The organism is Rhizobium sp. Root708, from assembly GCF_001429725.1.
In the GTDB taxonomy this organism is placed as follows: domain Bacteria; phylum Pseudomonadota; class Alphaproteobacteria; order Rhizobiales; family Rhizobiaceae; genus Rhizobium.
This window is the reverse complement of the sequence record NZ_LMHV01000007.1, coordinates 147,819-159,825: the sequence shown is the minus strand read 5'-3', so window position 1 is coordinate 159,825 and position 12,007 is coordinate 147,819. Positions and strand designations below refer to the sequence as shown.

Here is a 12,007-nt window from a genome sequence, read left to right as displayed (position 1 = left end):
GATCAGGCGAAGCTCTTCCGCCGGCGGGAGACGACGGGCGCTTCCTCGACGGCGGGAACTGTCTGGAGCACGCGCTTTGCCGGCAGGATCGCGATGACCTCGGTGCCTTCGCGCAGCTTCGACTTCAGGATGAACTGACCGTCGTGCTTGGAAAGGATCGCCTGAACGATCGGCAGGCCAAGGCCGGTGCCTTGCTCCGCACTCTTGATGGCGATCGAGCCCTGGCCGAAGGCGGAGAGAACGACCGGTATTTCCTCTTCCGGAATTCCGGGGCCGTTGTCCTTGATCGAGATGTACTGACCGCCGCCTGCGGTCCAGCCGACCTTGACGTGAACCTCGCCGCCCTGCGGCGTGAACTTCACGGCATTCGACAGCAGATTGAGGATCACCTGCCGCATTGATTTCTCGTCGGCCCAAACGGTCGGGAGCTCGGGTTCGAACTGTTGGCTGATCGAGATGTTCTTGCCGCGCGCGCGCAGCTGGACCATGCCGATGCAATCCTCGGAGATGTCCAGGAGGGAGATCGCTTCCTCGTTCAGTTCGTACTTGCCGGCCTCGATACGAGAAAGGTCGAGGATCTCGTTGATCAGGTTGAGGAGGTGCTGGCCCGACCGGTGGATGTCGTCGGCGTATTCCTTGTAGGTCGGATTGTTCAGCGGTCCCATCACTTCCGCGGACATCACTTCCGAGAAGCCGAGAATGGCATTCAACGGCGTTCGCAGTTCGTGTGACATGGACGCGAGGAACCGCGACTTGGCCAGGTTGGCCTCCTCGGCCCGCCGACGGGCCTCGTCGGACATGGATTTCGCGACCTCGAGCTCGGCGATCAGGTCGTCCTTCTCGGATTGATAGGCGAGGATCTGCAGGTTCGACTGGAACAGCCTGTCGCTGATGAAATTGAAGAAGACGACCGTCGTGGTGAAGGTCGCGGTCAGGCTGATTTCGAGGATCTCGCGCGAAAACGCCGCCTTGGTCGCAAGCCCGATCACGACAGGCGCGAAGGTAACGAGCACCGCCGGCGTCAGCATGAAGTTCCACATGGCCGTCACGGACAAGGCAATCAGCAGCGTCGCGCCCTTGTAGAGAACGAAGCTGGCCGGATCGCAGGTGGAGCAATCCTGCATCGCAAAGACGGTCCAGCAGCAGCCGATCATCACCTGGCCGAGCAGCAGCGCGCGGCGCCAGCTCCGTGCACTGACCGCTGTTATCTCCTGCTTGCGGGCTCGTCGCGCGAGGAAAACATTCGCGGCATGTGCTGTCAGCGTCAGCAGCGCCCAGAGGAAAATCTGGGTGTTCTCGGTGATATACGTCCCGAGTGCTGCGGCTATGACGACGAAGAGAGGTGTGATAGAGGCGCCTTGAAGGACGGCGCCGACATATCGCGCAAGCACGTCGCGATCGAATGCACCGCTTGGAGCATGGCTGGATTGCAGGCGTTCGCGAGTCTGCCGCACAGCCCGGGACACAGGCTTGTTGCGGTGGCTTCGAGATTTGTCGACGATATTTTTGTCCGTCGATGTGCTGACGCCGTTACTCATTTTGCACGTTGGAATTTGAACCCTGCGTGCCTACACCCTAGTGCGCAATTCTTAAGAAGTTGTTTGCCAATTTCGCCAAGGATTTGTTTTTCAAGGAGGCGAAAGCGTGGCGCGCAATTTCCAGGTGATGCGGGACGGCGTTGTCGCCCTGGCGCTGCTTGCTTTCCTTTGGCTGATCGCCGCCAAATTGAACGGTGAGGCGCAGACCGCCTACACCGGCAGGTTTCATGCCGCTGACGGCGATAGCCTCGCGATCGGAGACGAGCGGATGCGCCTCAAGAACATCGACGCACCCGAGCTTGGCCAGACGTGCGAACGCGACGGTCGGCAATGGGCTTGTGGTCGTCAGGCCAAGGAGACGCTGCAGGCGCTCGTCGATACGCGGGATACAAAGTGCGAGGGGCATGAGCGCGACCGGTTCCAGCGGCGGCTGGTGGTGTGCAAGGCTGGTGGAACCGATATCAATGGGACGATGGTCCGCCAGGGATTTGCGGTCGCCTATGGCGGCTATGGCGCCGAGGAGGCGCAGGCGAGGGCGGAGAAGGCCGGTATGTGGGCCGGCCATTTCGAAATGCCGCGGGATGTGCGTGACCGGGAGCATGGCGCCCGGCCTGAGACGCGAAAGCTGTTCGGATGGTAGGCGACCATGAGCCCGAACTCGAGGCGCTGCGCATTGCCATCGCCGGCTGTCGTATCTGTCGCGATGCGCCGCTAAAAGGCCCGGCTGATCAGTTGCCGCACGAGCCGAGACCCGTTGCAACTCTCTCGTCGCGTGCCCGCATCCTCATTGCCGGGCAGGCACCGGGCTTGCGAGTGCATGAGAGCGGCATTCCGTTCAACGATGCCTCCGGCGACCGATTACGCGACTGGCTCGATGTCGACCGGGAGACGTTCTACGATCCCGATCGATTTGCGATCCTGCCGATGGGCTTCTGTTTTCCGGGCTACGACGCGAAGGGCGGTGATCTTCCGCCCAGGCGCGAATGCGCGCCGATCTGGCGCGAGCGCGCCATGCGGCTCATGCCGCAGATCGAATTGGTGCTCACCGTCGGGCAGTACGCTCAGGCCTGGCATATGCGCGAGGAGCGCCGCGAGAGCCTGACGGAAACGGTGCGGGCGTGGCGGCAGGTATTGTTTGCCAATCGGTCGCCTGCAATCCTGCCGCTGCCGCATCCGAGCTGGCGCAACAGCGGCTGGATCAAGCGAAACCCCTGGTTCACCGAGGAATTGCTGCCGGTGCTGCGCGCACGCATCAAATTGCTCGTGAACTGAAACAAATTTCTTTTATCCTTTCGGAATCGCGCTATACAGAGAAAATAATTCGACGGGGGTTTGATTTATGGATCGTCTTGACCGCAAAATTCTGCGTCTTCTGCAGGAAGACTCGACGTTGGCCGTGGCCGACCTCGCCAAGAAGGTCGGGCTTTCCACGACGCCTTGCTGGCGCCGTATCCAGAAGATGGAAGAAGACTGCGTTATCAAGCGCCGCGTCGCCATCCTCGACCCGGAGAAGGTCAACACCAAGGTTACGGTTTTCGTGTCCATCCGGACGGCCACCCATTCGATCGAATGGCTGCGCCGCTTTTCCGAGGTTGTTGCGGAATTTCCCGAGGTCGTCGAGTTCTATCGCATGAGCGGTGATGTCGACTATCTGCTGCGCGTGGTCGTTCCTGACATCGCGGCCTATGATGCGTTCTACAAGCGGATGATCGCAAAGATCGAAATCCGGGATGTTTCCTCGGCATTTGCCATGGAGCAGATCAAGTATTCGACGCAGCTGCCGCTCGACTACATGCTTCTCGACAACGCCAAATCCAACGAGGATTGAGCGGGGTCGCGGCACTCAACCTTTCAGACGAGCGATGATCTTTTCGCTCGTCAGTTCCCGCACCGCATCCTTTCCGATCCAGCGTGCCGTCCGGTCAGCGCTCTCGCAAAGCGTTTCCGCAAGCACAAGCGCCTGCGCATGGCAGGAGCGGTTTCGCTTGCCGATATTGCGAAGCGCCCAATTCACCCCTTTCTTCACGAAATTTCGTGGATCGGTCGCATGGGACTCGATCAGCGGCAGATAGGCCAATATCGTTGCATCCGGCTCTTTCTTCATATGTACGGCGGCGGATGCGATCATCGCGAAGGCGGTGCGACGAATAGACTCACGCTCGTCGGATGCGAATTCCCGGATGAGTGGCAGAAGACGGGCCTCGACGAAGAGATCGGCGGCGCTGTCGACGATCTCCCACGAATTGAAATCGGCGCACCAGAGGCGCGCTTCATCGAGCGAGAGCTGTTTCGGATCGGCCGTGTAGACGGCGAGGAGGCGAGCTTCGCGCACCTGGCTTTGCCAAAGCGTCAGCGCCCGCCGGTGGTCTTTCTTCACGCGACGCGCGATTGCCTGCAAGTCGGGATTCGATATGCCGAGCGCCGTTTCGGTCTCGATTCCGAACCGTTTCATGCCGGCGATGTTTGTCTCGGAGCGCAGCGATCTCAGGTGGGCGACGAGATCCGCCGCGCTCGAAGACGGATCGATCATTTTTCGAGACGTGCCAGCAGCGAAGATGTATCCCACCTGTTGCCGCCCATCGCCTGAACGTCGCCATAGAACTGATCGACAAGTGCTGTCAGCGGCAGCTTGGCGCCGTTCTGCCTTGCTTCGGTGAGGACGATCCCAAGATCCTTGCGCATCCAGTCGATGGCGAAGCCGAAATCGTACTTGCCCTCGTTCATCGTCTTGTGGCGGTTTTCCATCTGCCAGGAACCGGCAGCGCCCTTGGAGATCACCTCGACAACCTTCTCGATGTCGAGCCCGGCACGCTTGCCGAAGTGGATGCCCTCGGCGAGACCCTGAACGACACCGGCGATGCAGATCTGGTTGATCATCTTGGTCAGCTGCCCGGCGCCGGCGGGACCCATCAGGCCGACCATGCGGGCGTAGCCGTCGATAACAGGCTTAGCCGTGGAAAAGGTCGCCTCGTCGCCGCCGCACATCACTGTCAGCACGCCGTTTTCGGCGCCGGCCTGGCCGCCGGATACGGGAGCGTCGATGAAGGAGCAGCCTTTTGCTTTTGCCGCCGCATCGAGTTCGCGGGCAACCTCGGCGCTGGCCGTCGTATTGTCGATGAGGATCGCACCCGGTTTCATCGACTGGAACACGCCATCCGGCCCGGTTGTCACCGCGCGGAGATCATCGTCATTGCCGACACAGGTGAAGACGAAGTCAGCATTCTCGGCTGCCTGCGCGGGGGTAGGGGCACTGCTGCCGCCGAACTTCTCCACCCAGGATGCCGCCTTGGCTGCCGTGCGGTTATACACCGTGACGTCGTGGCCGCCCTTGGTCTTGAGATGACCCGCCATGGGAAAACCCATGACACCGAGACCGATGAACGCGACTTTTGACATGTACTCATCCCTTCAAAAACATCGGAACGAGAAGTAGCCGAAAGCATGACGGTCGAAAAGCCGTCCAGCCGCGCGCCGCCGCTGCTTGGAATATTATTTCCGAAAACCCGCCAAGCGAAGGTCAGGAAAATTGAAACGGGCCTCAAGATTGTAATTCCAATTGTCGATAGAGTTAGTAGATTTAAGCAGGATCAGATCATCAAGATAATTGCCGTCTGCCGATGAGGCCGAGCGGCCAAGAAAAGGGGAATCAGATGATCTCTCGTCGACAGACTCTCGGGCTTTTCGGTGCGGCTGCCGCAACCGCACTTCTGCCCGCGACCAGACAGGCGCGCGCTGCCGCGACGGAATTCCGTATCGGCTGGCAGAAGAACGGTGTTCTCGCTCTCGCAAAGCGTCGGGGTGCCTTGGAAGAGCGGCTGTTAGCCAAGGGCATTGCCGTCAGCTGGTCCGAGTTCACCTCCGGCCCGCCGTTGCTCGAGGCGCTCGGCGCCGGTGCGCTCGATTTTGGCGCCACCGGCGACGTTCCGCCGCTCTTTGCCCAGGCCGCCGGCGGCCACCTCTATTATGTCGGTACCTATCGCGGCAGCCCGGCCGGCTCGGCCATCGTCGTGCGCAAGGATTCCGGCATCGAGAAGGTGGAAGATCTCAAGGGCAAGAAGGTCGCCTTCAAGCGCGGATCGAGCGCGCACAACGTCACGGTAAAAATCCTGCGCAAGTCGGGCCTCAAGATCGATGATGTCGAGGCGATTGACCTGTCACCGCCTGATGCGGCGGCGGCGTTCAAGAACGGCAGCATCGATGCCTGGTCGATCTGGGATCCGTATCTGGCGATCGTCGAGGCCGATCCGCAGACGCGTGTGCTCTCCACCGCCGAAGGCATCGTCGATTCCTATAGCTACTTCCTCGCCAACGCGGAGTTCACCGACGCCAACGGTCAGGTCATCGTGGATGTTATCGATGAACTGGCAAAGGTCGGCAAATCGGCACAGGGAAAGCTCGACGAGACCGTCGCAGCCCTTTCCGAGATCACCGGCGTACCTCCAGAGGTGACCCGTACGACGCTCTCCCGGCCGGGTGCTGACCTCGGGAGCGTTTCCACCATCACCGACGATGCTGCGGCCTATCAGCAGGCTCTCGCGGACGAATTCTTCAGCCTCGGTATCGTGCCCAGGCAGTTGAAGACTGGCGACATCGTCTGGCGGCCGAAGGCCAGCTGATTGCGATTTTCGAAAAGGACCCCTCCCATGACTGCCAAACACGACCCGATCAATTTTCTCTGGTTCATCCCGACTTCCGGCGATGGCGCCTATCTCGGCTCCAACGAACTCAACCGCGCGCCGGAGATCGGCTATCTCACGCAGATCGCGCAGGCGGTCGACCGCCTCGGCTATTCCGGCGTGCTTCTGCCGACCGGTGTTGCCTGCGAGGAGTCCTTCGTGACCGCGGCAGCCCTTGCCGCCAAGACCGAGAAGCTGCAGTTCCTCGTCGCCATCAGGCCGGGAACAGCGTCGCCGGCGTATTACGCCCGCCTGACGACCACGCTTGATCGCATCTCCAATGGCCGGTTGCTGCTCAACATCGTCGTCGGCGGAAGCCCGGCGGAGCTTGCCGGTGATGGCATCCATCTCGCTCACGACGAGCGCTATGCGCATGCCGACGAATTCTTCACGGTCTTCGAGGAGCTGCTGGAGAAGGGCATTGCGAGCTACGACGGCAAATACATCAAGGCGACCAATGCGCGGCTCGGCTTCCCGTCGGTGCAGAACCCGCGCCCGCCACTTTATTTCGGCGGATCATCGGATGCCGGTATCGACTTCTCCGTTGGCCGCGTCGACAAGTACCTGACCTGGGGCGAGCCGCCGGCACAGGTTGCCGAGAAGGTCGAGAAGGTGCGTGCAGCGGCGGCGCAGAAGGGCCGCGAGGTCAGCTTCGGGATCCGACTGCATTTCATCGTCCGCGAGACGGACGAGGAAGCCTGGGCAGCCGCGGACAAGCTGATCTCCAAGCTCGACGACGACACGATTCGCGAGGCGCAGGAGCGCTTCGTCCAGGAGTCTGATTCCGTTGGCCAGAAGAGAATGGCGGCGCTGCATGGCGGTCGCCGTGACAATCTCGAGGTTTCGCCAAACCTCTGGGCTGGTGTCGGCCTGGTGCGCGCCGGTGCGGGCACCGCGCTTGTCGGTTCGCCGAAGACCGTCGCCGCCAGATTGCGCGAATATCAGGACATCGGCGTCGATACGGTCATCGGCTCCGGCTACCCGCATCTCGAAGAGGCTTACCGCGTGGCAGAGTTGCTCTTCCCGGAGCTCGGCCTCGTTCGCGAGGAACAGCGTCATGGCTTCCAGAGCGATTTCGGAAAGAAGCAAGTCTTCGGCGGCGGCAGCCACGGCGGAAACCTGAAGGTCGTTTCCGGCTCCTGAGACACCGCTGGACGCCGCTCGCTCAGGGCGGCGTTCGCTGTTTGAAGATGCCATCGCAATAAGCGAGGAGAGACTTGATGTCCGCATTCGATACGTCGATCGACCGGAGCCTGGCGAAAGGCAGCGCGGGGAGGGCGCCATTGCGCATCTCGTTTCCCTGCAGGGAAAAGCTGTTGCCCTATGCCGTGCCGGTCGCGATTATCGCCATCTGGCAGATCGCTTCCTCGGCAGGATGGATTTCTTCCCGGATCATGCCGTCGCCCGCCGATGTTGCCGTTGCCTTCTGGTCGACGACGTCGAGTGGCCAGCTTCCGCACGATATCCTCGTCAGCGCCGCGCGTGCCTTCGCGGGGTTGCTTGTCGGCGGTTCGATCGGGTTCCTGTTCGGGGTCATCAACGGCGTTTCGCGGCTGTCGGAGCAACTGACCGACACGACGTTGCAAATGCTGCGGACAATTCCGCATCTGGCAATGATCCCGCTCGTCATTCTGTGGTTCGGGATCGGTGAAGAATCGAAGCTGTTCCTGACGTCCCTCGGTGTGCTCTTTCCCGTCTATCTCAACACCTATCACGGCGTGCGCAGCGTCGATCGGGATCTGATCGAGATGGCGCGCGTCTACGGGATGAGTGGATGGACGCTGTTTCGGAAAGTGATCTTCCCAGGCGCTCTGCCATCGATCTTCGTCGGCCTGCGCTATGCGCTTGGCATCATGTGGCTGACACTGATCGTATCGGAATCGATCGCCGCATCGTCAGGTATCGGCCATATGGCCAACAACGCCCGCGAGTTCATGATGACCGACGTCGTTGTGCTGGCGCTGGTGATCTACGCAATGCTCGGCAAGCTTGCCGATGTGATCGCGCGCTGGCTGGAACGCCGTGCGCTGAAATGGAACCCGGTCTACGCTCAATAAGGGAGAACTCCGATGGCTTTCGTCATGCAGGAACGTTTTCAGGAAACGGCGGACGAGTACGGTACCCAGCCGACGGCCGCTCCCCAGACCGGTGCCGCGTCGATCACGCTCAAGGGATTGGAAAAGAGCTTCGGCGGCAATCGCGTCCTTCGCGGCATCAGCCTGCATATACCGGCCGGCCAGTTCGTCGCTGTGATCGGCAAGAGCGGTTGCGGCAAGAGCACGTTGCTGCGGATCCTGATGGGCCTCGACAGACCGACCGCGGGCGAGCTTGTCTTCGACAACCAGGCAAGTGGTTCGCGTGAGAGCGCCCGTATCGTCTTCCAGGAGCCGAGATTGCTTCCGTGGCTCACCGTCGCGGACAATGTGGCCGTCGGCTTGGGCGTGGGCGTGGATAAGCGGGAGGGTCGCTCCAGAGCGCTTGCTGCCCTCCAAGAGGTTCAGCTTGCGGAGAAGGCAGATGAATGGCCGGCGCGGCTTTCGGGCGGGCAGCGGCAGCGCGTTGCCCTGGCGCGCGCGCTGGTCAGCAAGCCGGGCGTTCTCGCGCTCGACGAACCGCTCGGATCGCTTGATGCGTTGACGCGTATCAGCATGCAGCAGCTGTTGAGCCGCGTCTGGCGGGAGCTTGGGTTTACCGCCGTACTCGTCACGCACGACGTCAGCGAGGCCGTGCATCTCGCCGATCGGGTCATCGTGCTGGACGAAGGGCGTGTTGCGCTCGACCTTGCCATTCCGCAAGCGCATCCGCGCCATCACGGAAGTCCTGAACTGGCCGAGCTGGAAGGACGGCTTCTGCACGCACTTCTCGGAACCTGAGAGCTGCCGGCGAATAGGACTAGTGCACCATCTCGCTTTCGCGTTCGATGAACGCCTGAACGTTGTCGATCAGGATCTCGGTCCCCTGACGACGCGATCCGTCGTCGGTGTAACCGTCGAGAAAGACGACCTGCTCGGTGAACGTCATTGTCGTTCCCTGTGGCGTTGGCCGGAAGGTGACTGTCGTCAGCGACGCGGAGATCCTGTTATCGCCGAGCTTCATGTCGTAGGCGTAGATGATGCGCGCGTCGGGGACGATGTCGAGATATCGCGCGTCGTAGGCATGGACGATCCCCTCCGCATCCGCGACGCGGTTGACCTCAGCGCCGCCAACTCGAAAATCCAGGCCGTATTCGAGAGAGACCCAATTGTCGTGGCAGGCAAACCACTGTTGCTTGGCCCGTGGGTCGGCCCAGGCAGCAAAGGCTCGTCCGACGGGTGCGCGCAGGTCGCGTTCGATCACGAAGGTCGCATGGTCGGCAGAATTCGTCTTCATTCCAGATCACTCCGTTTCATCTCGGGAAAGGAACTCTTCCAGCCTGTCGAAGGTTCGGTTCCATCCTTCCTTGTGGGCGCTAAGCCAGTGTTCGAGATTCCCGAGTGCTTCCTTGCGCAGGTGATAGGTCCTGATACGCCCCACCTTGCGCGAGGCGACCAGCCCGCTTTCTTCCAGCACAGACAGATGCTTCATCGCCGCCGGAAGCGCCATGGCTTGCGGGGCGGCGAGCTCCGATACGGATGCCGGCCCTCGTCCCAGTCGGTCGACCATGCCGCGCCGGCTGCGATCGGACAAGGCATGAAAGAGGCGATCCAGGCCGGTGTCGCCCGCCGTCATCAGGCTGCGCCATCCGGCCGGAACCGAAGGGGCAGGTTGTCGCGGTGGGGATAGAAGCGGAAGTAGGGCATTGCCTCTTCCAAAACCCGCGCAAAGGACGGCCGCGCGAGCAGGCGTTCGTAGTAGGCCTTCAGTAGCGGACGGGCTTCGCCAAACGGCACCAGCGTCTCCGCGTAGAATAGGGCCGGAGCGGCGGCGCAATCGGCCATGGTGAAGTTGTCGCCGCAGACCCAGGCCTGGGCGCCGAGCTGGGCTTCGATCATGTCGTAAGCCGTCTCCAGCGTCGTGCGTGCCTCAGCAACGCCATGCGGGTCCTTCGCCCCATCGGGGCGCAACGTGTCACCGACGATCTTCTGCATCGGCGTCTGCACGTAAAGATCGAAGAAGCGATCCCAAAGCCTGACCTGCAGGGCATCACCGTCCTCCAGCGGCAGAAGCCGCTGTGCGCCCGGATAATGCAGCTCGAGGTATTCGATAATGATCGTCGTTTCCGGAACCGTGCGGTTGCGGGCCTCGTCGCGCAGCATCGGCATCTTGCCGACCGGCCAGAGCGAGAGAAAATCGGCGCGCGAATCCTCGTTGGCGAGATCGACGAGCCGGTCTTCGAAGGCGGTGCCGCTTTCGTAAAGCGCAATCAGCACCTTGTGGCAGAAGGAGGCGAGGGGGTGGCCGTACAGAACGAGAGGCATGTGCAGAAGCCTTTGCTTTGATACTTATCCAAATAGGAAACTATCAAACCCAAAGGCACTCTGCAACAAATAGTTCTCCAAATGGAAAACTATTGGGCGAGCCGTGCGACGACGAGATGGCCGGGAGTCGGCTGCCCCTCTTCCATGCGCACGTTGATGTCGGTGATCTCGACGAGCTCGAAGCCGGTCGCGGTCAGTCGTTCGCGTACATAGGCTTCCGCGTGCGCAAAACGCTGGTGCGGGCCGACGATATAGGCTCGGCCGTTCAGAACCGCCTCGGGCAGGGTTTCGGACGAAAATACGAAAAGGCCACCTGGTGTCAGGTTTTCGGCCGCGCCGAAGAACAACGGCTCCAGCGCGCCGAGGTAGGGCAGAACGTCGGTCGCGGTGATGATGTCGAAGGGATCCTCGTCGTTATCATCGAGGAAGTCTTCCACCTCGGCCACGAACAAGGTCTCGTAAAGGTCCTTCTCGTGGGCAATCTCGACCATGTTCTCGGAGAGATCGATGCCGGTCATGTCGGCGCACATGTCGCGAAGCGCGCTGCCGGTCAGGCCGGTTCCGCATCCGAGATCGAGCAAGCGCTGGAACGGCCCGAGCCCAAGCGTCTGCAAACGCTGCCGGACCATCATCGGCACATGGTAGCCCAACTGCTCGACAAGCACGTCCTCGAAGACTTCCGCATGCTGATCGAAAAGCGTCTCGACGTAGGCATCCGGCGCCTTGGCCGGGGTCTCGCCGCGCCCAAGCGCCGCAATTCTAACTGCGGCGCCGCCGTGATCCTCAGGATCGATGACAAGCACCTCTTCATAGGCTTTTACGGCGGCGTCCACGTCACCGGCCTTTTCCAGCGTCAGCGCCCGGTTGTAGGCTTCCGCCAGCACGTCTTCGTCGATCTTGTTTGCCATGGCGTTCACACCTTCCATCATCCGTTGCGGTGGCTGTACGGCCCCCGCGCCGTTTTTGCAATGGTGCGCCTGCGGCCGACCCGGACGTCAGTTCAGAATGAACTCGCCGCGCAGAGCGCGCCATTCCGTGGCCGATATCAGCTTGCGATGGATATAACGGACCGAATGAAGAGGCCCGTCCAGCTTCTCCTGCCAGAATTTCAGGAAGCCGCGCATTTCCGGGAAGTCCGGCGCCAGGTCGTAGTCCTGCCAGATATAGGTCTGCAGGATCGCGCGGTGATCCGGCATGCGGTAGATGATCTGCGCGGTCGTCAAGCCGTAGCCCTGCAGCTGCTTTTCCATGTCCTTATGCATTGCCTGCCTCGCTTCTGTTCCCACACGGCGCTTATTAGCACCATGTGAAATGGAACCATGTGATGGTTAACCGAAGCTTGCGGGAATGCTAGAAGAATCGATGATTGTTCTTTTATTTCAGGTGCTTGGCAGCC

15 protein-coding genes are annotated in these 12,007 nt (G+C 61.2%); 7 read left to right on the top strand and 8 right to left on the bottom strand.

The features are described 5' to 3' along the window. Positions 1-2 precede the first annotated feature (2 nt). On the bottom strand, positions 3-1,538 hold the full coding sequence (locus ASE04_RS07660; RefSeq protein WP_056814517.1) for a sensor histidine kinase: 1,536 nt from the start codon (positions 1,536-1,538) through the stop codon (positions 3-5). A gap of 106 nt (positions 1,539-1,644) precedes the next feature. On the opposite strand from ASE04_RS07660, the gene ASE04_RS07655 reads away from it, so the two are divergent. From ASE04_RS07655 to ASE04_RS07645, 3 genes are all read left to right on the top strand, one after another. Continuing rightward, positions 1,645-2,178, top strand: coding sequence for a thermonuclease family protein (locus ASE04_RS07655; RefSeq protein ID WP_056814514.1), 534 nt, complete (start codon positions 1,645-1,647; stop codon positions 2,176-2,178). After that, complete coding sequence (locus ASE04_RS07650) at positions 2,172-2,810, top strand: uracil-DNA glycosylase family protein (RefSeq protein WP_056814511.1); 639 nt, start codon at positions 2,172-2,174, stop codon at positions 2,808-2,810. The genes ASE04_RS07655 and ASE04_RS07650 overlap by 7 nt, the downstream gene beginning before the upstream one ends. Before the next feature lie 67 nt (positions 2,811-2,877). Then, a complete protein-coding gene (locus tag ASE04_RS07645) occupies positions 2,878-3,366 on the top strand; it encodes an Lrp/AsnC family transcriptional regulator (RefSeq protein WP_056814509.1) in 489 nt (162 codons plus the stop codon). Between the two features lie 15 nt (positions 3,367-3,381). Here the strand turns inward: ASE04_RS07645 and ASE04_RS07640 are convergent, their stop codons facing one another. Next, positions 3,382-4,068 carry a DNA alkylation repair protein gene (locus ASE04_RS07640; protein WP_056814508.1) on the bottom strand — a complete coding sequence of 229 codons (687 nt, stop codon included), beginning with the start codon at positions 4,066-4,068 and terminating at the stop codon, positions 3,382-3,384. After that, positions 4,065-4,934, bottom strand: coding sequence for an NAD(P)-dependent oxidoreductase (locus tag ASE04_RS07635; RefSeq protein ID WP_056814505.1), 870 nt, complete (start codon positions 4,932-4,934; stop codon positions 4,065-4,067). The genes ASE04_RS07640 and ASE04_RS07635 overlap by 4 nt, the downstream gene beginning before the upstream one ends. A 254-nt stretch (positions 4,935-5,188) precedes the next feature. Here ASE04_RS07635 and ASE04_RS07625 point away from each other — a divergent pair, with 254 nt between their 5' ends. The 4 genes from ASE04_RS07625 to ASE04_RS07610 all read left to right on the top strand — a co-directional run bounded on the left by ASE04_RS07625 (position 5,189) and on the right by ASE04_RS07610 (position 9,087). Next, positions 5,189-6,154: an aliphatic sulfonate ABC transporter substrate-binding protein gene (locus ASE04_RS07625; protein WP_056814778.1), complete on the top strand. Its 966-nt coding sequence runs from the start codon at positions 5,189-5,191 to the stop codon at positions 6,152-6,154. A 27-nt stretch (positions 6,155-6,181) separates the two neighbouring features. Then, on the top strand, positions 6,182-7,357 hold the full coding sequence (gene ssuD, locus ASE04_RS07620; RefSeq protein WP_056814500.1) for an FMNH2-dependent alkanesulfonate monooxygenase: 1,176 nt from the start codon (positions 6,182-6,184) through the stop codon (positions 7,355-7,357). 77 nt (positions 7,358-7,434) lie between these two features. After that, a complete protein-coding gene (gene ssuC / locus ASE04_RS07615; RefSeq protein ID WP_056814498.1) occupies positions 7,435-8,271 on the top strand; it encodes an aliphatic sulfonate ABC transporter permease SsuC in 837 nt (278 codons plus the stop codon). Positions 8,272-8,283: 12 nt separating this feature from the next. Beyond that, entirely contained in the window at positions 8,284-9,087 is an 804-nt protein-coding gene (locus ASE04_RS07610; RefSeq protein WP_056814495.1) for an ABC transporter ATP-binding protein, read from the top strand. 19 nt (positions 9,088-9,106) lie between these two features. Here the strand turns inward: ASE04_RS07610 and ASE04_RS07605 are convergent, their stop codons facing one another. The 5 genes from ASE04_RS07605 to ASE04_RS07585 form a co-directional block, all read right to left on the bottom strand. Beyond that, positions 9,107-9,583, bottom strand: coding sequence for an SRPBCC family protein (locus ASE04_RS07605; protein WP_056814493.1), 477 nt, complete (start codon positions 9,581-9,583; stop codon positions 9,107-9,109). 6 nt (positions 9,584-9,589) lie between these two features. Beyond that, on the bottom strand, positions 9,590-9,922 hold the full coding sequence (locus tag ASE04_RS07600; RefSeq protein WP_056814490.1) for an ArsR/SmtB family transcription factor: 333 nt from the start codon (positions 9,920-9,922) through the stop codon (positions 9,590-9,592). Beyond that, complete coding sequence (locus ASE04_RS07595; protein WP_056814487.1) at positions 9,922-10,611, bottom strand: glutathione S-transferase family protein; 690 nt, start codon at positions 10,609-10,611, stop codon at positions 9,922-9,924. Before ASE04_RS07595 ends, ASE04_RS07600 begins: the two co-directional genes overlap by 1 nt. An 89-nt stretch (positions 10,612-10,700) precedes the next feature. Then, entirely contained in the window at positions 10,701-11,519 is an 819-nt protein-coding gene (locus tag ASE04_RS07590; protein WP_056814775.1) for a class I SAM-dependent DNA methyltransferase, read from the bottom strand. Positions 11,520-11,606: 87 nt separating this feature from the next. Next, on the bottom strand, positions 11,607-11,873 hold the full coding sequence (locus ASE04_RS07585) for an usg protein (RefSeq protein WP_056814484.1): 267 nt from the start codon (positions 11,871-11,873) through the stop codon (positions 11,607-11,609). Positions 11,874-12,007: the final 134 nt, after the last annotated feature.